The 22368-nt window shown below is 45.7% G+C and carries 26 protein-coding genes; 1 reads left to right on the top strand and 25 read right to left on the bottom strand.

Translation table 11 applies throughout. The annotated features are described in order from the left end of the window. Genes AR442_RS01090 through AR442_RS01050 form a run of 10 tightly spaced genes read right to left on the bottom strand, consistent with a single transcriptional unit; the run spans nt 1 to nt 10189 of the window. On the bottom strand, nt 1-273 hold the full coding sequence (locus AR442_RS01090; protein WP_053285381.1) for a hypothetical protein: 273 nt from the start codon (nt 271-273) through the stop codon (nt 1-3). Continuing rightward, entirely contained in the window at nt 270-848 is a 579-nt protein-coding gene (locus AR442_RS01085) for a YmfQ family protein (protein WP_053285382.1), read from the bottom strand. Before AR442_RS01085 ends, AR442_RS01090 begins: the two co-directional genes overlap by 4 nt. Continuing rightward, on the bottom strand, nt 832-1878 hold the full coding sequence (locus AR442_RS01080) for a baseplate J/gp47 family protein (protein ID WP_053285383.1): 1047 nt from the start codon (nt 1876-1878) through the stop codon (nt 832-834). Before AR442_RS01080 ends, AR442_RS01085 begins: the two co-directional genes overlap by 17 nt. Beyond that, nucleotides 1871-2296, bottom strand: coding sequence for a DUF2634 domain-containing protein (locus tag AR442_RS01075; RefSeq protein WP_053285384.1), 426 nt, complete (start codon nt 2294-2296; stop codon nt 1871-1873). Before AR442_RS01075 ends, AR442_RS01080 begins: the two co-directional genes overlap by 8 nt. 12 nt (nt 2297-2308) lie before the next feature. Next, on the bottom strand, nt 2309-2575 hold the full coding sequence (locus AR442_RS01070; protein WP_053285385.1) for a DUF2577 family protein: 267 nt from the start codon (nt 2573-2575) through the stop codon (nt 2309-2311). Then, complete coding sequence (locus AR442_RS01065; protein WP_053285386.1) at nt 2572-3552, bottom strand: XkdQ/YqbQ family protein; 981 nt, start codon at nt 3550-3552, stop codon at nt 2572-2574. Before AR442_RS01065 ends, AR442_RS01070 begins: the two co-directional genes overlap by 4 nt. A gap of 13 nt (nt 3553-3565) precedes the next feature. Continuing rightward, nucleotides 3566-4225, bottom strand: coding sequence for a LysM peptidoglycan-binding domain-containing protein (locus AR442_RS01060; RefSeq protein ID WP_053285387.1), 660 nt, complete (start codon nt 4223-4225; stop codon nt 3566-3568). Further along, entirely contained in the window at nt 4218-9524 is a 5307-nt protein-coding gene (locus tag AR442_RS01055; RefSeq protein ID WP_053285388.1) for a phage tail tape measure protein, read from the bottom strand. The genes AR442_RS01060 and AR442_RS01055 overlap by 8 nt, the downstream gene beginning before the upstream one ends. Nucleotides 9525-9566: 42 nt before the next feature. Next, nucleotides 9567-9698 (bottom strand): hypothetical protein, encoded by a 132-nt coding sequence (locus AR442_RS20565; protein WP_223198305.1) that lies wholly within the window; start codon nt 9696-9698, stop codon nt 9567-9569. A 41-nt stretch (nt 9699-9739) separates the two neighbouring features. Then, nucleotides 9740-10189, bottom strand: coding sequence for a phage tail assembly chaperone (locus tag AR442_RS01050; RefSeq protein WP_053285389.1), 450 nt, complete (start codon nt 10187-10189; stop codon nt 9740-9742). A gap of 151 nt (nt 10190-10340) precedes the next feature. On the opposite strand from AR442_RS01050, the gene AR442_RS19680 reads away from it, so the two are divergent. Then, a complete protein-coding gene (locus AR442_RS19680) occupies nt 10341-10430 on the top strand; it encodes a putative holin-like toxin (protein ID WP_073982158.1) in 90 nt (29 codons plus the stop codon). Nucleotides 10431-10718: 288 nt separating this feature from the next. Here AR442_RS19680 and AR442_RS01045 read toward each other — a convergent pair whose 3' ends face one another. From AR442_RS01045 to terS, 15 genes are read right to left on the bottom strand one after another with little or no spacing between them, the layout of a single operon-like run. After that, nucleotides 10719-11162 carry a phage tail tube protein gene (locus AR442_RS01045; protein ID WP_053285390.1) on the bottom strand — a complete coding sequence of 148 codons (444 nt, stop codon included), beginning with the start codon at nt 11160-11162 and terminating at the stop codon, nt 10719-10721. Nucleotide 11163: 1 nt separating this feature from the next. Beyond that, entirely contained in the window at nt 11164-12564 is a 1401-nt protein-coding gene (locus tag AR442_RS01040; protein ID WP_053285391.1) for a phage tail sheath family protein, read from the bottom strand. Continuing rightward, nucleotides 12565-12756, bottom strand: a complete 192-nt coding sequence (locus tag AR442_RS01035) for a YqzN/YkzM domain-containing protein (protein WP_088461988.1) — start codon at nt 12754-12756, stop codon at nt 12565-12567. It lies immediately after the preceding gene. Then, nucleotides 12753-13190: a phage tail terminator family protein gene (locus AR442_RS01030; protein WP_053285393.1), complete on the bottom strand. Its 438-nt coding sequence runs from the start codon at nt 13188-13190 to the stop codon at nt 12753-12755. The genes AR442_RS01035 and AR442_RS01030 overlap by 4 nt, the downstream gene beginning before the upstream one ends. 14 nt (nt 13191-13204) lie before the next feature. Continuing rightward, nucleotides 13205-13708: an HK97 gp10 family phage protein gene (locus AR442_RS01025; protein WP_053285394.1), complete on the bottom strand. Its 504-nt coding sequence runs from the start codon at nt 13706-13708 to the stop codon at nt 13205-13207. After that, a complete protein-coding gene (locus AR442_RS01020) occupies nt 13705-14067 on the bottom strand; it encodes a DUF3599 family protein (RefSeq protein ID WP_053285395.1) in 363 nt (120 codons plus the stop codon). Before AR442_RS01020 ends, AR442_RS01025 begins: the two co-directional genes overlap by 4 nt. Beyond that, on the bottom strand, nt 14064-14456 hold the full coding sequence (yqbG, locus tag AR442_RS01015) for a protein YqbG (RefSeq protein ID WP_053285437.1): 393 nt from the start codon (nt 14454-14456) through the stop codon (nt 14064-14066). Before yqbG ends, AR442_RS01020 begins: the two co-directional genes overlap by 4 nt. A gap of 5 nt (nt 14457-14461) precedes the next feature. Then, nucleotides 14462-14812: a YqbF domain-containing protein gene (locus tag AR442_RS01010; protein WP_053285396.1), complete on the bottom strand. Its 351-nt coding sequence runs from the start codon at nt 14810-14812 to the stop codon at nt 14462-14464. Nucleotides 14813-14823: 11 nt separating this feature from the next. After that, nucleotides 14824-15759, bottom strand: coding sequence for a phage major capsid protein (locus AR442_RS01005; RefSeq protein WP_053285397.1), 936 nt, complete (start codon nt 15757-15759; stop codon nt 14824-14826). Nucleotides 15760-15788: 29 nt separating this feature from the next. Then, nucleotides 15789-16964, bottom strand: coding sequence for an XkdF-like putative serine protease domain-containing protein (locus AR442_RS01000; protein ID WP_053285398.1), 1176 nt, complete (start codon nt 16962-16964; stop codon nt 15789-15791). A gap of 23 nt (nt 16965-16987) precedes the next feature. Then, nucleotides 16988-17632, bottom strand: a complete 645-nt coding sequence (locus AR442_RS00995; RefSeq protein WP_053285399.1) for a hypothetical protein — start codon at nt 17630-17632, stop codon at nt 16988-16990. Nucleotides 17633-17675: 43 nt separating this feature from the next. Beyond that, complete coding sequence (locus AR442_RS00990) at nt 17676-18593, bottom strand: phage head morphogenesis protein (protein ID WP_053285400.1); 918 nt, start codon at nt 18591-18593, stop codon at nt 17676-17678. Then, the gene (locus AR442_RS00985; RefSeq protein ID WP_053285401.1) at nt 18577-20124 is read right to left on the bottom strand and encodes a phage portal protein; all 1548 of its coding nucleotides are present in this window, start codon (nt 20122-20124) and stop codon (nt 18577-18579) included. Before AR442_RS00985 ends, AR442_RS00990 begins: the two co-directional genes overlap by 17 nt. Further along, complete coding sequence (locus AR442_RS00980) at nt 20090-21436, bottom strand: PBSX family phage terminase large subunit (protein ID WP_053285402.1); 1347 nt, start codon at nt 21434-21436, stop codon at nt 20090-20092. Before AR442_RS00980 ends, AR442_RS00985 begins: the two co-directional genes overlap by 35 nt. Beyond that, entirely contained in the window at nt 21436-22317 is an 882-nt protein-coding gene (gene terS / locus AR442_RS00975) for a phage terminase small subunit (protein ID WP_053285403.1), read from the bottom strand. The genes AR442_RS00980 and terS overlap by 1 nt, the downstream gene beginning before the upstream one ends. Between the last annotated feature and the right edge of the window lie 51 nt (nt 22318-22368).

Here is a 22368-nt window from a genome sequence, read left to right as displayed (position 1 = left end):
TTATACCACCTCAAAAGTAAACCTAAAATCTAACGTTCTGTTATCACTGACATTTAAATCAGTCTTTCGTTCAGTAATCACATTTCCCAAGTCATCAATGATCTGCACTGATTCAATGTGCTTAATATCCTCTTCACGATGTGTGAGCACCGTAACCACCGCGCCACTGATCGAAAGCTCCACGATTTCAGTCTCTTTTCCATTCAGCAGCACTTTGCTGATTCGATCTTTTAAATCTGCAGCAGTTCGCTCTCTATATGCTTCTGAAATCATGTCAAGATCACCTCATTGTTATTAAGAGTTACGGAATAACCTACGCGAAGCTCACTCACTTTACGGTATCTCCTGTGATTCAATATCACTGTATCCTTTATTTGCAGACTCTCATTAAAGGCCGGCCTGAGTGTGTAAGCCAAATGTGCCGGCTTCATGTTCTCTAACGTCTCAATAAGCTCAGTCATGTGCTGCAGATCATCTATATCAATATCAACGTTAAAGTGATACTCTCCAGGAATCAGACGGACGCAGGCAGACGGATTTTTCAAGAACCTGTTAAGCGCCCGCTCGATGGCCAAATATGTTGTCGGAGGAATATTGGACATTTTGGAAATCAGGCGCAGCCTGCGAATCTCATACGTATCACCCGACTCGCGCGGCACATTTAATATTTTTTCCCAGCGTTCAAGCCCCCAGGTAGCTGTTGTGACAAACAGCTGATCTGTCAGATCAAAGATGCCCTCATTTTGCTTTTCAAATTCCGGTGCTTCTGTCTGAAGGATTTGAGTCATTTCTTTCAACTTTGTTAAGAACGGTGGCAGGTAAGCCGTCATTTCATCGAGTTTGCTCAACGATCGTCACCTGCCTGAGCTTAGGGATTTCAATATCATCCAGAACCAAATTTTCAGCCAATCCGTTAATTTTAATATCAGAGTAATCGCTCACGGATGGCGAATTATACACGATGTTGTTAATTTGAGAGAGCCGGATCACATTATCTTCAAAGGCCATCTTCTTGAAAAGATTCAGGACCCCCGCTTCTATTTCATCTTTAACTTGGTCAATCGAACTATTGATTTCAGGCAGCACAGAGGCGGAAATCTCAATCTCTTTCCATTCTGCACTTTCTACAGTCACAAACGCACCGATTGGCGCCTGGCCTTCTCCTTGTCCGGGCTCCGGATCAATATAGTCACTGACCTTTGTTATCAGAATATCCGAAGCCGGTTCCAGCTTAGCATCCGTCACCACAATCTTGACAGTGCCGTCTCCCTTCCAAAGCGGGAAGACCTTCGCTTTACCCACTCCGTCCACTTCTTCCGCCCACTGCTTATAATGCTCTTTATTAGCACTTACGGCTTCTCGGCGCACGCGGGTAAAATAGCGTTCTCTCAAATTATTGTCGTCTTCCTCTTCGCGGCCAGGAATCAGGATCTCTTTCACTATCGCCTTTTGAAGTCCTGGTATCGTATCGAGCGACAAAAGATTTTGTCCGGAGATATTTGCATTACCAGCTTCACCGGCCGTTTCACATTCTAATGTTCCATCCGCTGTATATTGAAAATAGAGATTATCAACAAAGAAGCGGGAACCCGCAGGAATTTTCACCCCTGATGTGAATTCGCCCGCCCTTACAGCTTTTGTGGCCGCCGTTCTTTCAATCCCCGCTTCAGCAGCCCGCCTGTCCAGAAATTCGCCCTGAGCCGTATCGGAAAACACGAGCTCCAGCACGGTATCAAGCCAAATATAAGACTTTGCGAGCTCAGCTGCCGCAGGCGCGAGCGCATTGTAAATGACGCTGCCTTCTCTTGTATCAATATCCGCAGAGATACGGGACAGCATACGATCCATAATCTCCTCAAACGTTTGATCTTCAAACATCCTCGCCAAGCACCTCCTCGATCTCCAGCGTGCCCTCGTCTGTCTCTACGATAAAAGAAACTATGAACCTATCACCTGATTTATCAATCTCAAAATCAGTGACAGAAGAAATTCGATCATCATAAATTAAAGCTTCTTCGATCAGCCTCGGGATCTCCATTTTTTTATATGCATCTGTTGTCTCGTTATCAGAAAGAACCTCTTGAAGCTCATTACCAATGTCATGACTGAAAACAGAATAGGAATACCGCTCTGTATGCAGGGCCATATAAACAAATTGTTTAATTGCCTCAAGTCCTGCGATCAGCTCATTAGTAATTCGCCCATTTTCAAAGTCAATTCTATATGTGCGCGATGTCTCTATTGCTTCGCTGTCATCTTCAAAATCATCAAATACTATTTCTGGTGAAAGGGCCAACCCACGCACCCCCTATATTTTGTCGAGAATAAAAAATGATTGTCCGCCTTTTAAGGAGACAACCATTACATTCTCACCGTTTTTAAGCTCATCTTCTCCCCCGGCGCGCAGGCGTTTAGGGATAATAATTAAGTCAGAAGGAATGATCAATTTTTCGTTTTCATTGAGCTTAATTTCAACAGGGGAAACAGAAACGACTTCAGCCGGCAGCATATCCACCGGCGACTCAGAACCAACAGCACCGATAGCCAGATGTTTAATTGCTTCACTTAACCTCATGATGAAGCCCCGTCCGGGATTGTGTTTTTCTCAACCACATCAATTGTCATCGTGTGGGAGCTGCCTTTAAATTCGTGCTTGTCAGAATCAATCCAATATGTTTTCTTGACCCCCACTTCCGGAATAGAAATATACACCGGAAGCCCGCTCTGCAAGTCAGGAATACCAATAGCTTGAATACTCTTTAATTCCTTTTTCACACCTTTTTTCTGTGATTGGAGTACGTTCGCTCGCTGCTGAAGCTGCGCCTGATTAATATTATCCGAGACAGTTTCCACATACTGCAGAACCCCGTATTTATTAATTCCTGAATTATCTTTTGCAGTGGCAGTATACGTCTTATTGTCTTTCTGGCGCCGGAGTTTGACCTTCGTAGCTGTCTCATTAATTGAGGTGCTATACTGGTATCCTGTGATGTTTACGCCTGTCTCTAACACCCAAACTTCCGACGGGTCAGGCCAAGCCCTGAGACAAAGCTTACCCTTTGAGGCATATAACTGATAATTATGACCGGTCTGTTTTTTTGTTTGCTTCAATGCCTTTAATATCATGTCATAAAGGCTTGTATCATCTTTAAAGACCAATGATTTAATAGTATAGGCTGTTTTTGTGATAGACCCGGCGGGAATCTGAAAATCTCGAGCCAGCCGCTTTACTATTTGATCAGCACGCTGATTTGAGAAGACGTAAACATCTTTGTTCTTTACCAGATATTGAAGCATGTCATAAGCCGTAAAAGTCAATTTATGATCATCCGGATTACGGGAAAACACAATGCCGCGGAATAACTCTTTACCTTTCCACTTGAATAGAACGGTATCGCCTTCAGTTACGCTGTAATAAGAGTGATTTCCTTGCTTTGTTATGATCGTGGCCGTGATTGAACGCGGCGCTTGATATCGCTGTCCTTCAAGAGAGACTGTCTCTGTTACCAGCTCAAGCCATTCTGTTTCTTTAATGACAAAAAGCTCAATCATGTGTCATCACCTGCTATTGCGGAATCTTTAATTTTTGTCCGGGGAATATCCAGTGGCCCGGCTGCCTGATGTTTCTTCTGCTGCGTTTAATCATTGCCGTTTTATTGGCATTCCATATTTTCCGCAATTGCATGCTGTTCCCATAGAATTTGCCCGCCAGATCCCAAAGAGTATCCCCTTTTTTCACGGTATATGTTTTGGGAGCAGATTTTGACGGCCGTTTTTTCTTTGTTTTCTTCTTTTGTTTTATCTTCCGGGGTGAAGCGGTCCTGTATTCCTTCAGCTTGATTTCAAAATCTCGATCCCCTATGTCCTTTTGTCCCTCACTGTGCGAAAAAGCCTCAATGCTGCAGGTTAAGTTTATTTTTGTTCCGGTAATCAAAAACTGAACAGGCTTTTTCGATTTCAACCATTTGTCTATTCTTGCAATTGCGTTTTCTGGGGAAGGAAACCCTTTATATTCGGAGAGCGGACTATGCTTCTTTGGAAAAAAGGAAGAGAACGAAATTTCTTTCGCTCCAGGATTATCTATAAAGGTAATCTCACCGAAGCGGGCAACCTTTACAGAGTCATTTTGAATCGTATCAGATATGTCGATCTGTTCCGGAAGGACGGGCAGCCGCAGCCTGTCCTTACCCTGTGATATCCAAAACTCATAAACAGACTTAGTCAAAAGCTACGACTCCTTTCGTTCCGGTATTGATATCCTTCTCTAATTCATCTATCAGAGCTTGTTTGATTTTGGCCACGAGGCTATCGGCGTCTTGATTGTTATAAAAATGTTGATCGCCGTTAAGTTGAATTACAATTTCTTTGCTGCCGGAAGCGGCAACCGCTGTCTGCGTGCCGCCCGAGGTGGCCGCAGATACTTTCCCGGAAGAGAGTTCAGTTGTTCCCGTCTGCGCAGGATCAGTTACCTCCATTCCAAGCGCTTGAGCGGCACGACCAAGCAAATAACGGCCGCGGATGCCCCGCTCTTCAGGAATGATCCACTCCCGTTTATTCCCTTCACCAACACGGGCGATCTGCTCCTTAGTGATCAAACCACCATTGGCATAACCGACGTATGGGCCGCCGCGCGCCAGGCTCTTAATCCCGGGCACATTGTTTATCGATCCGTATCTGCTTTTAATATAGCCGATAGCGGCAGCAGCGTTGTGAATTGGGTTGCTGATATCATTCATTCCCGGCGCCTTATGAGATTCAAAGGTGCTTGGGATCGTCTGCATTAACCCTTGTGACGGGTGGCCGGCTTTGGCATTGCTGTCCCATAAGTTAATGGAATTAGGGTTGCCGCCTGATTCATTCTGTGCAATTGTCATCAAGCCCGGAAGCCAGCTGAATGGAGTTTTAGTTGCGATCATTGCAGACATTAGCCATTCCTTCACGTTGCCGCTGACTGCCCCCATTCCGGAATAGGCAGCCGCAAGTGAACCCGCTTGTTTTTCGGCAAACTTTTTCACATCGACTGAGCCGAGACCTTTAACAACCCCTACTGATGCAAAGCGGCCAAGACTCATCATGACACGGGAAGGCGAATGGATATCAAGCTCCTCACGGAATGCTTTTTCTACTTTTTTAGCAAGTTCCTTCGCGGCTTCAGATACTTCGCTGCCCTTGGATGCCATCCCAGTAATAAAGTTGCCGATCATTCCGCTCCCCCATCCGTTGGAGGACTCTTTAGAACGGAGAAAAGGCTTTTCTATACGAGAGCTGACATACTGGGCAGTGCCGGGATCCGTACTGTTCTGGCCGGAAGCGAATCCCTTCACCGTCCCGCTTCCCCATGACCCTGATTTGTTAACAGTATTTTGGAAAGGGGTTTTGACTTTGGTTTGCAGAAATCCATCCGTACCTGTCGCAGTGCTGTTCTGGCCACTGGCAAACCCATTGATAACCTGTTTCCCATAATTCGGCGAGTAGGAAATTAAGCTGTTCATAGGCTGACCAACGTTTTTCTGTTTCCAAGCATCCATAGACACAACATTGTCGCTTATACCTTGATCAAAGCCTTGTGAGAACTGTTGACCAAATGTAGCTGCCTGGTCATTCAGGCTGGACGTGTCTACTGTTGGAGAGACAGAAGCGGAAACTGCCGCACCACTGGATAATGGAGAAACAGAAGATTCACCACCGCCGCTTGAAGCTGCAGCCATATCGTCCACAACACTCATGCCGAGCTTAGAAGCCGCCTGTGAAAGAAGCATCTTACCGCGACCACGATTATTATCGACGGGGATAACAAACTCCTTACCGGCTTCACCGATCCATGAAATAGTAGGCTTTGTGATGAAGCCGCCTGTGGCATTCTTTTGCAGTACGCTTTTTTGTTTTGGCGGAAAAACACTATTTGCAGGCTGTTGTTGCGTACGAGCTAAGCCAATTCCTGTTCCTGCCGAATTGTTGTTTGTTGAAGTTTTCCCCTTTTGGTGCAGTCCAGTGACTTGTTCACCACGATGTATAATGGAACCGATAAACTCCCCACCGGCGTCGGCTAACTCTTTAAGTTTAATGACCCACCAAAACGTTTTCTCAAACTTCTTTTTAATTCCGTCGGCCACTTTCCCCAGGGGATCACCGACATTTGTTTTGAACCAAGCCTCAATTCCTCCCCAAGCGCCGGTAACTGCGTTTTTGGCATCCTCAAACTTTTTCGTGATTGATTTTTTAGCATTTTCCACTTTTGTGACAATGGGGTTCCATACATTTTCAGTGAACCAAGTGGAAACCGTATTCCATGTATCGGAGATCCAATTCCACGCATCGTTAAGCTTCGTCCAGATCCACTTTGCTGCCGTTGTCACCGCATCACTTACTGGATTCCAGACATTGTCCATGAACCAAGTTGACACAGTTGACCATAAGTCCGAAATAAAAGTCCACGCATCATTAAGCTTCGTCCAAATCCAGTTTGCTACATCACTAACTGCTGTACTGATTGGATTCCAGACGTTGTCATAGAACCATGTCGCCACTTGAAGCCACTTTAATTGGATCCAGATTCGAGCATAATCAATATGTGTTTGTATCCAGCCGGCCACAGTCGCAACAGCGTCACTTATTGGATTCCAAACGTTATCCATAAACCAAGTTGAGACTGTAGACCATGTATCGGAGATCCAATTCCACGCATCAGTGATCTTTGTCCAGATCCATTTTGCCACGCTGGTTACCGCCTTACTCATTGGATTCCAAACATTATCCATGAACCAAGTTGAGGCGATAGACCATATCTTTTTGATGCCATCCCAAGCAAAAGCAAAAATGCCGACTACGAAATTGATAATCGGGACAGCTGTATTGTAGATGGGCGTCCACACATTCTTATCAAACCAATTTGATACTGTATTCCAGGTATCAGTAACCCACTTTTTTCCGTCTTCAAATTTCTTTTTTATGTCGTCAAGGGTATCACCGACCCAATCACCAATTGGGTCCCAGACGTTGTCCGTAAACCAAGATGATAGATCGTCCCAGGTGTCGGTGATCCAGTCTAAGGCGTCCTGCCCTTTTTCGGATACCCAGGCAAAGGCATCTCCGCCGCCAGTCTTGATGCTATCCCATGTCTTTGACATGCCGCCCTTATCAAACCACTGCCCCACTGACGAACCTACATCTGATCCCGCAATGCCGCCAACAGCACTGCCGACTAATCCACCGACAGCTGTTCCCACAACTGGAACGACAGAGCCTATTGCCGCGCCGGTTGCCCCGCCTGCAGCCGCCCCTGCCATGTTGCCCCCGAAAGAGCCGAGCTTTTCACCGGCATTATCTTTATTCATACCGATAAGCCCCGTTGCCGCCAACGCTGTACCAAGTACCGGGATTCCTTTCGCAAACTTTCCAACTCCGGAAAGCGGTTTAAGGATTTTCCCCATTTTGGACGAAGCCTGGCCGGCAGACCGGAGTTCTGTTCTTGTGGTTGAAATTCCATCCCTACCGGCAGCGGAGCCCGCCCCTGTACGCCCCCGTTCTCTTCCTAAGCGATCAGCAGGCACGCTGATTGTCCCACGAGCGGGATTCCTGCGGGCAGCGCCTCCTTGTCGGCCAGATGATCTGCCTTTTCCCCGGCCTTCCCCGCCGAAACCGCCAGCACAACAGCAGCCTGTCAGACTGCCGCTCCTTGCTATACTCGTTGGGCTTGCTCTGCCGGCCCTTCCGTTTCTTCTACCGTTTCTCGTATTGGGATCTGCGGATGCTGAACCCGCTCGTGAAGGAATCAGTTTTTTTATGACGCGGGCAGCATCGCCGCCGGCTGTGCCTATTCCTTTCAGGATCGGACGGAGAATCTTCAGATAAGCTATTAAACCGATCAGAGGCGGGACCACAACCTTAAACCCTGTTTTCAGTTCATCCCAGTGATTAACTGTAAATTCGATAGCCTTATTCAGCTTGTCACCGACAGCTTCTCCAAGATCGGTTATGTCGTTCTTAATCTCTTTCAGCTTTTCTTTGCCTTCTTTACTGTTCAGGAAGTCACTAATCTTATCAAAAGCAGGGCCAAGACCGGTTAACAATGAGGTTCCCATATCCTTTGATATACTCTCAAAATCCCTAATAGCATCATTTACAGGCGTCATCGGATTGTTATTCCGAAGCTGAGTAAAGCTGCGGTTTAGCTCGCCGGTTGTTTTCGCACTTGTGCCGATTCCCTCAGCCATATCAAGGATTGGCTGCTTTAAGTCCTCGTACTGCGTCCCGATAAGCTCAGTTGCAATGGCAGCACGCTTGGTCTTGTCTTTGACCTTGGATAGCGCATCAGCCACTTTAAAGAGGCTTTCCTGTCCACTGATAGAACCGTCTTTGAAGCCTTTGAACATTTTTTGCGTTTCTTTGCCGCCAAATAATTGTTCAAACGCGGCGACTTGGTTATCTGACATCTCCGTGCGACGGATGTTAAATTCACGCATACTGTCGGCAAGGTTGTCGAAGTTCCGGGCGCCGCCCTTGGTCCCTTTTATCATGGCGTTTGCGATTTGACCGCCCGTAAGCTTCATGTCTTTGAAAGTGGAACTGTATTCATTCATTGTGTCCAGCAAATCGTCAGCCTGGTCACCAGCATTCCGGTAAATGTAAGCGATGGTGTCCCCGCTCTCTTTACCAGTCATTTTCAAGTTGTTATACATAGCACTGAACGCCCGGTCTACTTCAGCTTGGTCAGCATTCATCAATTGAGCGATTTTGCTTGAAGACTCGGTGAGTTCCGCCAGCGCCCGGCCGGATGCCCCCGTCAGTTGCGAGAGTCCCCTTAATGCTGAGCTTACTTCCTCCCGGGATCCACCGACTTTGTTTTTGTAGAAAATGTCGTCAGTCATCCGTCCTGCATCTTTTTTGCTCACGTTTGAGGTTGCTGAGACATAGGCGTCCTGAGCCATTGCATTTTTTCCGGAGTTCATAATTGCGCCGCCTGATAATCCACCCGCTGCCGCTAATGTAATCGTGACAGTCTTTAAGCTGTCCAACCTCTTCTCGATAGCATCGAGAGCAGCGGAAGCTTTGTCTTTAATAGACACAGTCGGCGTTGCCTCAGATCCATCTAAATCTGAAACGCGATGTCGGAGAGAATTTAAATCCCCAGATGCGCGGTCTCTGACGGAGACAGTCGGCGTTGCGTCTGATCGTTGTAAATCAGACAGACTTCCCCTGATTAAACGCAGACGCGGGGTCGCCCGGTCATCCACCGATACCCTGACCTCATGTTCCCCTTCTGTGATGTCCTCAGTCTGCCGCCTGATGCGAGTTAACCCTCCTGAAGCTTGATCATCGAGACGGACATCGAGAGAGCGGGGGCGCCGCGTCAATTGGGTAGCTGAGCGGTCTATCCTCCGTATGGTCCGTTGTGTCCGGTCATCAGCTTCAAAAACAAGAGGGCCATTAGCGGCCCTCTGAAGTCTTTCAGCATTTCCTTGTATTTTGCGGAGCTTTTTGGTCATCTTATCGTGTAGATCAAATGTGGCTGTTAGTTTCGCCATGGTTATTTTCCTCCTTTCTCTGCTTCTTTTTCTAACAGCTACCTATGATTTTTTCGCTTCTTTTTCAAGCAAATCAAGTTTATAAGCAATTGCGCCGTACAGCAGCGCCTTGTATTCACGCGGAGCTTCATAGAGCTCTCTCAATTCAGACGGGGAATATTTCAGCTCGTGCATTGCGAAATAGAAATACACAGCCTCCTTATCCCCGCCCCGTATTAGTTTTTTGCTTCTTCTTCAAGGTCTTCCAGATCATCTTCAAAACCGTTGATCTCGATTGCCTTGTTCAGCCAGTTAGCGTATTCCCCGCCGACAGAAAGGATGCGCTTTGCCACTTCCACCGGATCTTCTGTCTTGTAAGCTTCACGCAGCTCTTTTGATTTAAAGTTCGGGTAAACAGTCGTTTCAACAGCAATTCGTGCATAGAAGCGCTGGCTGTCCAGTTCTTTCACACGGCCGCGGCCTTTGACATTTTTGTATGTTGTGTTTTCTTTCTCTAACTCATCGATGCGCTCAGTCGTAATTGCTTTGAAAACGAACGGAACCACGTTCCCCGCCTTGTCTTTAAACCGCTTTGAAATCGGCACTTTTACCTCTTCCGCTTCGATTGTTTGTCCTGGCATAAAGAATGAAAGATCATATACTTTTTCGTTTTGTTTTTCGCTCATGTTAATTAGCTCCTTTTGTTTTGTTTGTCTTCAGACAATAAAAAACACTCTCGGCTTTTGAGAGTGTTATGGTACAATATGGTTTAGTATAAATGAATTGGCTTTCAACACCTCAAGGGCGGTCTGGCTCACTCCCTCATGAAGGGGGGTGATGCTCATGTCAACGTTTCAAGCATTAATGCTTATGCTTGCTTTCGGCTCTTTTATAATTGCCCTGTTGACTTATATAAAAAAGAAATAGACCCACCCTTGAGCTCGTGGAAAAGTTAAAGGGTGAAGTCTATCCGTAAATCTTTCATGAAGTTGTTAAGCCAGCCCTCTTGATGGGCCAACATTTATACCGACCCGGTTGCAGCCGGGTCATTTTTATTTTATGCAAAAAACCAAGACGTTAACCTTTTAAAAACGTCTATTTGACATTTTTATATACATTTAGTATAGCAAAGTTAATAATAAATTAGCAATTGCAAACAAAAAATTATTACAAAAAGTAACTAAAATGGCGTTTCTGAATGTGGCACCATTTTAATTAAAACGAATCCTTCAGCTTTTCAGGAAGATCAAAGTCCTCAAAGGTAAACGGCACTTCCTCTTCCAATGCTTCGGAATCCACATCCAGCCCCGCGATCTTCGCAGAATCAAAGTTCACATCATAGAGAGTAACCCGCTCAGTCCCCCGGCCAGATGATTTATCATCAAGCACCGCTTGCAGAGTGAAATACGGATCTTCACCTTTTTTCACATAGTTCAGCATCAGCTGCACAAAGCGGGATGTGACTTTATAAAATGTCGCTGTTCCCGTTCCATTCGCACCAGTTGTTTTGTGGCCGGTCATACGGCGGCCCATGACATTGACTTCTGATTTGTTTTTCTCCACGTTTGCTTCAAACGTTTTGATAAAAGCCAATTCCTCACCATCCAAGAAGAGGCGCCCCTCTTTACCAGATATCGTATTCTGCGCTTTAAAAGCCACCTTACTTCACCTCCACGTTAAAGTAGAATTTCTCTGCTGCATCAACAGGTTGCACGGCCAAGTCAATGATGAATCCATCCCGATCCTCATTTAGAACAATCGCGATATCAGACTCAGAGTCAAACCCCGTAATGCCGCCCCCATCTTGAAGGATTCCCATGTATTGAGTGATCAGGGTTTTCACGAACTGTAGGCCGTCATCCGAAGCCGGGACATCGCTACCGCTCGCTTTTCTGGACTTAATTAATGCTTTCAGCTGAGATGTCAGATCGTTATTAATTGCATCAAGGACCCTAACAATTTTGTTCTTCTGGAACACCTTGTTTTTCTCAGCCGTTAAGCTGGTCAGGGAGTTAATATCCTTTTCAACAGCCACCGCCTTATCGCGGGGATCGAAAGTGAACAAAAATTCACCTTTAGCGAGTCGTTCAACAATTTCATCATTATCAATGCGGTTTAAAACGTCCACAGCCCCTTCATATTCAACAAACGTAAGGGATTGGTTAAAGGTAGCCCCCGCGCTGGCCCCGGCCACCCAGGCAGTAGCTTTTTCAGGCGTAATCTCAGTACCGTCTTCCAGCAGGACCCCGCCTGTCACATTGATAATGCCTTCATGATCCCCTTTATAATTCGAGAGGACGCCTTGAATCTTCTGACCTTGGTTATCTCTTAGCCGCTTCACAAATGCCACGAACGTGGCTTTCAGCTGGTCATTGTCTTCTACTGGCAGAGCAATGGTGTCGAAGTATTCCGTTTCAGCTGCATCTAAGAAATCCATATAGTCGGCGTTCGTTGGGATCTTATCTGTGCCGCCGGAAAGACGGGTGCCGGCGGATGCCGGTAGGTCTCCGCTTGCATCGGCAGGTGATGTACCGGTAAGCGGGATGGATACGGTCAAATCTCCTTTTCCAGTAAAGGATACATAGCTGTTTGCCTTCAATTCCTCCGCGGCCGCTACGGTCTGCTTATCAACTTCTGACTCATCGAGATACGTAATGACATCAACCTTTTTTGAATCAATGACATTCTCAGTGATACGGATAATGATGTCATTCCCTTTGGTCCCGCCATAAAGAGCGGTTGCCTTAACGCCTTCACTGATTTCTGCAGATGCGCGAAGACCCTCAGTCAACCGATAAAGCAATACTGTTTTTGCCTTCTTCATTGCTTCACGCAGCAGAAGGAGCGAAGGATTATCAATGTTTAATCCGATCTTCTTATTCAAATCCTCAATGGAAGAGATAGAAATGAATTTTTTCAGCTCTCCCCAACTAGATGCGATCGGGAGCGCCACGGTTCCCCTTTCACCGACAGACACACGATCCTCGGCGGTCGTTTTAAAATTAAAGTAGATACCCGCACGCTCTTTTTCCTTGCCTGGTGTAAATGTTCCGCCGTTCATCTATTTAACCTCCTTTTGAAGAAACTGAGTTATGAGCTTCTTCGCTTCTGTTTTTGTAATTCTTTCTTTGTCTACATGAAAAAGAGCACCGTCAAATACTTCGGGCTTTACCCCAAAGAGCTCACGACTGTGCCCCCTCAAATCCTTGATATAGAAAGCAGTTTCTGCTTTTTCTGACTTAGTGGCCATCATTTCACCCCGCTTGTAAAATCAAAATCATTCAGAGCTGGCTTTTCTTCTCGCTCGTACCAATAGCGGCCTGTCCAATTCAGGACAATACTTGCATAATCATCCGTTACTCGGGTTTCAATCCGTGACAGACGAATAAAATCACCCGTACCTTCACCAGATTCCTTCAGGAGTGGGATTAATCCTCTCTTACTTCTAAGGACATCCGCTATCCTTTCCGCTTCTGTATGAGCCTTCTGTGCATTTTTATGAAAAAGCTTCACGTTTAGCACATAGACTTTCTGAAATGTTGAAACTGTGTCTGGACCGTCGGCGGTAGAAGCCGGCGGGAAGTAAAGAGATGGGACCGCGAAGTCTTGCGGTATCTCTTCCTCATATACCTGGACAGGATACAAATTGTATAGATAGCCCATGATTGAGCCAACTTCACTATTCATGCTGCTGCCACCGCCTAAAATTTATTTTCAATCCATTGCTGGAGCTTCCGCTCAAGACTGCGCTCAAACATCATTTCAAAGATGGCCATTGCATTATCCCAATACCCTGAACCGTCAACCCATTTGAACTTCAGCAGCATTCCGGAGTTTTTTTCAGCAGGATCATATTCAAAGCGATCACCTTTCCACCGGCCCGGCACCCAGCGACGGTCCTGATTCTTGGACGGATCAATGGTAAAATGCCCGTCATTGACGTAAGAGGCATAATCCAGATTCGTTCCAACATCCAGCTTTAATTTACCGGCTGTCATAGAAAAGATGTTCTCCTGATCGCCCTTATGAAATGAGTTAAGCAGGCGGCGCGTGTCTACCGTCTGAGTCTGGATCACTTCATCCTGGACAATATCAAGGAATTGATACCCCATTCCTTCAAGCCAAATCTCATATTCTTGCCGCAGTCCTCCGTGGGTTGCCTGGTGCAGCGCTTGAACGAATTGATCGAGCCCCTTAATTCTCATAGGTAATTAACCTCCCTGACCGCCGTCACTTCCCAATGGTGATTTTTAATCAAACGCGGCTGCTGCAGTTTGTAGGCAGTGCCTTCCCATTTCACTCTGTCATTGATTCGAATATCTGCAGAAGCAGGGAAATGAATCATAAATGACTGATAGATGGCCGCGTTCGGCTCCTGCTGAACAATTGATTGGCTCTTCTCAGTAAAATAGCAGGGCTGACTCTTTATATCAGGCTCATCGGGATAAGAGTAAGCAGGCGGTGCATCGGGAACAGGCACGCCGTATCTCATTTTTTGATCTTCGTGTTTCTCCTGCAGATGATAAACATCGCACCGGTGAGTCAATAAGGAGCGGTAACTCATATAGACCTCATCCTCATTTTTACTTCTGTGCCTTCAAGATCTGAATCAGCCGGCACCACGTAATCCTTAATCAGTGAATAGATATTGGGTTTTTGAATGGTGCTTCCATTCCCGAGAGTGTACGAATAATCGCCTATCTTCTCGGACGTGTATCCTTTTGTGATTGACTCATCCGAATTGATCAGTGCATAAAACTGCGCCATCTTTAAAACGGCAAGCCTGACCCTTTCAGGAAGAGGATCATATTCCTCCCCTGAAAAATCATGGCCAACTTCTAACGAAATTTCAGCAACGGCTTCTATGATGTCCTGGGTAAGCAGCACGTCCGGCCGATCTTTGACTGAATCAAAAACCGAGTAAGCCTTTAAGTCAGCGGGGGTAATTAACATGCCGCTCACTCTTCTTTTCCTTGTTGTTCAAGGATGAAGGCAATTCTTTCATCTGCATTCTTGAAGTCAGACGGATTGCCGCCAAGATCAGTAACAATGGCTTCTTGTTCAGTTTTATTCATGCCCTTCAAATCTGTTTCTGTGTACTTCTTCTTTGTTGCCGTGTCATCATCGCTTTTAGGTTTTTCCGTTTCCTTCGGCTCTTCTTTAATTAAATGACACTCAAACTGCTCATTATTCTTCAAATAAGAATAGACGGGCTTCTCCACTTCACGCTTTTGATTAAGCAGGAAGACATACCCCATAACATCGTATGTCTGACCTGCTATCAACTTCGCTGTATATGTGTCGGCCATATTTTATTCACCTACTCTTTCACTTTGATGATTTTAGCCACAGCGTCTTCTTCTTCGAATTTACTGTCCAGCTTAGCCGTCAGGACGATCACGAACATACGGCGGCGGATATCCTTATCTACTTCAATACGAATGTTGCGCGAAAAACCGAGAATGATATTTTTCGGGTGAGTCAGGATAATATCTGACACATCTGACGCGCTATCCCCTTCACCTGTGGTGTACGGCTGCAAGTTGGCAATGCCTTTGACCGGAACACCAAACGCTGAAGAAAGTCCGCCCTGTACCGCAGTGTCTCCTAAAGAAGTCTGACGGTCAGCCACTCGGTCTTTCCATTCAACTTCCATGCCAGGAGAGGTATAAAAACGGTACTCCTGCGGAATCCGGAGATATTTTGAAGGAACTGCTTTATATCCACGCTTGAAGACCTGGCGAGTCAGCTCTTCGCCCGCTACATCCACAATATGAGATGTGGCTTGCTTTCGAATTCCGTCTATTTGCGCAAGATATGAGTCTGAAGATGCTGTATCACCGTTTACTAACAGCTCTTCAATATCAACGGCCGCACGTTCAGCGAGCATCTGCATAATTGTATTTTGCAATCCCTCTTTTTCAATGTTGTTTTCAAGTGTGTCATAGGTGATATTTACTTCTGCAATGACTTCTTTTGTGCTCAAGCTGACAGTGCTTGTTGACGGAACAACCTTTTGATCTTTTGTCAGCGAAACACCTTCCTGGGCAGCTCTGAGAATCCGCTGCCCAAACCCGATCTTCTCAATTTTTTGCGTATCGTGATCCATAGGAATGACACGCGCCTCATTTAAGATAGTCGGCGCATCTTGAACCATTCGAATAAAAGCATTTGCCTGTGTTGGGTTCATCATGCCGCCGCTCTTTAAGCTGGCAAGCGTCATCTCTGCCTTTTCAATTACCTCGTGATTTCTCATGTGATCCTCCTTGTGTTTGCCGCTTCTACTTAAAGAAGCCCGGCCCAGATTGATTTTTTAACATCTGCGGTTTCCTGCGTGGTCTCTTCTTGTTTAGAAAAGCCGCGGCTTTTTTCAATGGCATCAATACGATCAGCGAGCGGTTGAACAGCGTCTGTGATGGCTTTTTTCAACTTCTCAGCCTCTTCTTCCTCAGATGCTTTTTCCTCGTCTTTCTTCTTTTTAGGTTCTTCCTCTTTTTCCAATTCCGCGAGCCGCTTCTGAATTGGCTCTAACGCTGCTTCGATGGATTTTGCTACATCCTCTGAGTTCATTTCTTCTTCCTCTCCTTCCGTCTCCACCTGACTCAGCAAGTTGCCGAGAGCGGTATGAGCGCTTTTAATTTCTTGTAAGCTTGAAGCCGAGAATTTCCGGCCGGCCTTTTGCAGCTCTTCCGGCTTCGGCCCGATCGCTTTTAGAATGTCATCGGAAATCAATACATCCTGAGCGATATCCACGAAGTCTTGCAGAGCTTCTTTGATTTTTGCAGGGTCATTTTCCATCTCTCCGGGATAGTCCCATTTGAATAAAGCTGAGTTTAACGCATCTTGTGCGGCCCAAAACTCACGGCGTTGGCGCCCCTCGTCATATTTGTCCCGAACCGCGCCCTTGGCCACACTGGCATTAAAAAAGTTTTTGACCAAATTAAAAAGCCCTTTCTCGTGGTTGTCCTCTGGAGAAACAGGCTTTTCTTTTTGTTTTGCGATATCCGCGATGCCGGCCATTGAATAACCGGTAATCTCGCCCTTTTTGATTTCATCCCAAACTGCCTCGGAAGCCTTTGTCACAAGCACCCAGGATCCTTTTTTGATGGTTTCACCGTTCATTTCAAAATCAGCAGGGGCGACATAAGATTCAACAACTTCACCGACACCGCCTTGAAAGTCATGCTGCTTATCAATTTCACGGGCATCTTTCAGGAAGCCGTGAGCGGCCTTCTCAATTTCTGCAGCTGTCATGAAATCCCCGTGAGCATCCACTGTGTCCGGTTCATAAACGATACCGTAAACAAGTTTTTGCTCGTCCGCTTCTTTTGCAAGGACCTTGACTTCCTTTTGAAAGTCCGGCTGTTTTTCTGATTTCATAAAAAAGAACTGCTTTTGATTAGCAGCCTTGTCTACATAAGAAACATGTGTGATTTTTGCGTTCACCAATTCTCTTGGCATTTTGTTCACCTCCTTTCAAGAAACTAATTTGCAACATTAGACTTTTCCATGTATTTATTTAATTCGTCAATTGCGCTTAGACACCGAGAACGAAAAATAGTCGCATCGACACTTTTTAGCTCGTAGTTTTCATTTAATAAGAAGTTTCGTAGCTCTAAAAGAGACTTAAGTGCTTTCCCTAACTGTGGGTATTCTTTAGTTAAATAAATCATGCTATTTTTAGGGTGCTTGAAACGAAAATCGTTACCTCCACTTTCGATCACTAAACTTCTAATTTTACGTTCAACTTCCCTCCAGGATTCTTTCACTAATAGCCTTGGCTTTGTTGCTACAATGTAAGAATAATCATTCGACTCTTTTACGATTGAAGGCGGGGTCTCTGGTAGCTTGTATTCAAATTTTTCTGTTTTAGTATTCTCAGCTTCTTTCATTGTCTCAGAATCTACCTTTTCTTCTTCAGATCGTTGACTCGCCTCTTGTAAACTTTGATCCACTTTTTCCAAGAGTCTATCGAAAATAATCTCTACGTTCCCTACTTTAAAGCTAAATAGCCTATTTTCTATAACCGTCTTTAGACTTTTACGAATAGCAAATACTATTACTACTGCAGCCAACGGCCATGAAGTTAAGATTGTTTTTAGAAGATCAAAAACCTTGCTCCATTCCATAGCTAATTCTCCATTCCTAGTTTGATATGGAGATTATACTATTTTATTCCATGTTTGCTAAGGCTTCTCTGCGAATCTCTTCTTTTTCGTCAGCTGACAAACCTAAAATCTTGTTATCTACTACAGGAGATAATACACAATGACAATGAACCCGCTCAGCAGCGGAAAGCTTTGTGTCTCGCGGATACATACAGGTTTCGCTGCTTCCTGGTATCTTGAATTCTTCATCAACACCAACAATGGTGCCGTCGAGGTCTATATGATTCTCACGCGGGTTGTTTTTCTTTCCTCCGCTGTGCCGCCATTTCTTTTTAGATACCGCCGGGGACTGCGTATAAGATTCATGCTGAGCGGCAGAGGAAGCGGCAAGCACCTCGGTTATGGCCGTTGTCCGGGCTCTCGGTCTATCGAAATGCGGCATATCCTTCAGAGTCAGTTCAATCTCCTGGATAGACGAGCCTGAGTCAATAGCTTCCGTCAGCACCGTTTCCACCGCCTCATGTGTGTTGAGCTGCATAATCTCGGCCAGTCTCTTTGACCACCCCTTAATCCAGTCGATCGAGCGAGCGGAAAGAACTTTGAACGGAACTTCAGGATCGATTGAATCCATTATGACAGCGGCCAGCTCTTCAAGCGTCTGCTGCAGAAAATCCTCGGTCAGTTCCTGGAACTCTTCCTGAAAATCATCCTCTGCAAAAAGGTTCTGCGTAAAAAACACCAGAAGCTCCTGTAGCGTCTCTGAATCAGCTTTGCTTACAAAGCCGTTCAATCCTTTTAAAAACCTCTTACGCTGGCTCCTGAACAATCTGGCGATGCCTTTTTCATAATCTTCCACGTAACGAGGTATCCTAGAGCGGCCGGGGAAGTCAGGAATCGTCTCCACAAGCTTCTGACCTTCGCTTTCCTCGGCTTTTTGAATGAATGAGTTAAGACTGACCAGCAGCTTATCGGTTTTGTTCATTTTTCAAATCCTCCAACACATCCCGCATATCTTTCAACAGCCCGATCACATCAGGAGTGCCGCTCTCGGATTTAAACAGAGCCGTAAATGGATCCGCTGCAGGCGTTGATTCGTTCTTACCAATTGGCCGATTGTATTCTTCCTCCGGCCATTCCTCAAGCGTTTTGCCGAGTACGCGCCCGGCCAGATCCCTCAGATCGTTAGGTGATACAGCACCAGCCGTAATGAAAGGAGTCAGCACTTTTGCAATTTCAAGCGGATCCTGAAAGTCCGGGCCTTTCAACTGCAGCTCTACTTTATGAATTTCAAGATCATTTAAAAATAACGCGTTCAGTCTGCCGGTAAGTACATTTCGTTCCGGCTGAAAGACTTGCTCTTCAGTAATCTTTCTGGCTGTGTCAGCTGTCGCCCTGTTGTAATCCTGCGCTTCCCCGGTATAAATCGGCGGTAACCGGAAAGCAGAGCGGATTTTATCCCGGCTCTTTTGGTCATATTCCAGGAACAAAGCATCTTCCTGAAGAATCTCGGCCAGTGACTTGATGTCCACTTTGACCGGTACGATTTCTTCATCACCATGAATATTCTTCCCTTTGGCTATCCCTTCAGCTTCGAGCAAAAGAAATTTATGTGAGTTTTCCACGCCTTCAAGGCCGTTCATATAGTCCTGCAGCTGTTTATACGAATCCTCCGAGAGCATTCCGTTCTCGATCGTAATAGCAGCGGGAATATGCCGGCCTTGTTTAAAGTACATGAAATTCAGCTCTTCTGCTTTGCGGGCGCCGTATAGATTGACAATATGACCGATCCACCGCGGCTTCCCATAAGCGCCGCTTCCTATCTTAAAATGCACAACCTCGTTGGCCTGCTTTTCTATAGGAGTGTTTTCTTCATACTGCCCTGTCTCAAGGTTAAGGGTGCGCGGGTCGCCGTACTCCTTAAAATAAATGACTCGCCCATCAATCATCTGAGCATATTTCCGAAACCGCTTCTGCCTTTTCATAGTCTTTAGTTGACCTGATTCAAAGTATTTGAAAGGAACTTCTATAGGATCAGATAGCTTGCACACCCGGACATATTCCGCAGCCATGTATTCAATGCCGGCAGGCTGATTTTTACCGTTACGGATAACCTCTATATATCCGTTTCCTGTCTTTTCCCGATCTTCTAAACAGAAGCCGAGCAGTGTTTCTGCTGATTCATCAAAATGAAGATGCTTTATGAACTCCTCGAGCTGTTGCCATTCTTTATCCGCATCCGCTTTTTCTGCAGGATCTACTTCATGTGAATTGATATCCTTTGTGTATCGCATGTCAAAGCCAAAACCAAGAATATTTGTCCTATAGGCATCCACACATTGCTGGAGCATTGTTGAATACTCAGCTATCATTTTTAATTCCTTCAGGTTGTATGGCGGCTCCATGATCATGTTTTCCGTGTAATGGCCTGCAAATTCATCAGCATATATTTGTTTTGTCGTTTCGGCAGGCGGAGCGGCTTTAATCACTCGTGCTTTGACTGATTGCTTCGTCATCTGATAACCCCCTTTCTTCCCTAACCGGTCTGGCCCGCTGCGGGCGTCCTTTTGGTTTTTCTTTAAGATCGGAAACCTCGTAATCATCCAGCGCGTACCATATCGCTGAAAAAGTATGTGGGTCAATCGTGAACTTGTCTTCAATGATGTGACCCAGCTTATCGGTAGCATAGGTGAGCGGCTTCAGCTCATACACCGTATTTTCACAACGGTCAGAGCAAATGATCTTTTTAAACCGCTTGATCTTCTTAATGTATTGAAGACGTGAACCCTGGAACTTCCGAGCCCCCACCATATTGAACCCTTGCTGCTGATAATAACGGATTGTTTTCGGCTCGGCGGCATCCGCTTTGATCAATTCCTTTGTCTCCGCAAATTCCTTTATCTCTTCGGCCGTCCTATCGTCCGTCATTTGATTTTTGTAATACTCCCAATAGATATAGAGGTACTTCTTCTCCGTGTCCACAGCGAGCCGGACAATAGCGTTATACGATCCCTCAAAACCAAAGTCCATGCCGACTCGTTTAAGTGGGCGGTGAATGTTTTCGATAGCCTCCATGACTTCTTCGTGCGGACGCTCTTCAAATTGAGGAAGAACCCGCACACCATTAACGCCAAAGCGCCCCTTCCGCGCAATACGGTAAAGGTCTGGATCATAATCTTTCAGTTCATCGAGCTGCTTCACATAGCTTTCGGGCAGAAACAGATTATCTTCCGCAGTTGAATGATGATAATAGGTGTCATTCACAACGATCGTCCGCTTTTCATAAAGCTCTTTATCATCAAGCACAAACCGTTTTTGGCGGTCATCTTTGAAGAAATGCCGGAATGTCCAGTTATCCTCTCCGACCGGGTTTGTAGAAAGAATCATGTGGAGCGGCAATGTCGGGTGACGTAGGCGCCCAAGCAATTCCTTAAAGCCTTCATACTTCACCTCAGAACATTCCTCAATCCATATGATCGAAATGTTATTAATTGATTTCAGCTTGGCCGGCTTATCCAGCCCTTTAAAAATAATTCGGCTGCCATTCGGAAACCGTATTTGCATCGGTGACGAAACACACCTAACAACGTGATCAATCTCTAATTCGTTGACAATCTCTTCGAAGAGAGAAAAGGTTGAGTCTCTGTGTGTGTCATAAACTTCCCGGATAACAAGCGCTGTCCGCTTCTCTGTGAGTAATTTCAGAATGATCTTCAGCGCAGCATGATAGCTTTTCGATGACCCATAGCCGCCAACCAAAAACTGAAACTTTTGGTTCCAGTCAAAAAGGAAATCCTCGAAATGTGGGTTTACTTTTTTAACAGTCATCAGCTGTCATCCTTATCCTTGCGCTTACGCTCTATTATGATATTCACAGAGTTATCCACAGGTCTTGCGGTCAAGCGTTCAAGCTCAGCTTGTTTTGTCTCGTTTGTCAGATACATGGCGCGTAGCTTCAGATCGTGTTCATCCATAGAGCGGGTGATATCATGCTTTTGACGAATAGCCTTCAGCCGCCTGTCGGTAACACGGGTCATTGCTTCTTCAATATTTAAGATATCGTCAATGGACCGCATCGCTGTTTCTTCCACTTCCGTGACAACCAGCCGCTCGTTCATAAGCGGCACATGCTTTACAAGTCCTGTTTTCTTGTCATTAGTTGGGATGATGTCTTTTACCTTGCGCATTTGTTGAAGAACACGGCGCTGCTTCTCATTTAATCCATTTTCAATTCTCATAATGCGTTGCATCATACGCCGCTCTTTTAAATAAAGCTCCCGGATCGTTAACTCAATTTGATAGAGCGGGTCAGTTTCAATCTGATCAAACAGCTCTTTTTCTGTATCATCCATGAAATCAAACAAGATTGATTCATACTCACCTGTACGCACAGAGTTTTTATTTCCTTTGGGAGCGGCACCGCCTCTGTTCCCTTTGGCGTTTTTGTTGCCAGGCGGCGCCTTGCCTCCTTTATTACCCCGGGCATTTTTGTTACCTTTTGGAGCGCCCGGACGAAAAGGAGCGCTCCCTTTCGATTTAGGAGCGCTCCCATTGATTTTTTCTTCCCATTTATCATTCGCTTTCCATTTGCGGACAGTGCTGCTGGTGACGCCCAATTCATCGGCAATGTCTTTTAATTTCTTGGTTCCGCCGCTCTCTTTCCACAAATGAAAAGCCTCGTCTCTGCGTGGATCTCTTTTTCTTGGCATTACATCATCACCCACCCCCGAGCCATCTAATTGAGTTTGAGTTTGTTTTTA

It is taken from the genome of Bacillus velezensis, from assembly GCF_001461825.1.
Lineage (GTDB): Bacteria > Bacillota > Bacilli > Bacillales > Bacillaceae > Bacillus > Bacillus velezensis.
The sequence above is the reverse complement of the archived record's forward strand: the minus strand, read 5'-3'. Positions and strand labels throughout refer to the sequence as shown.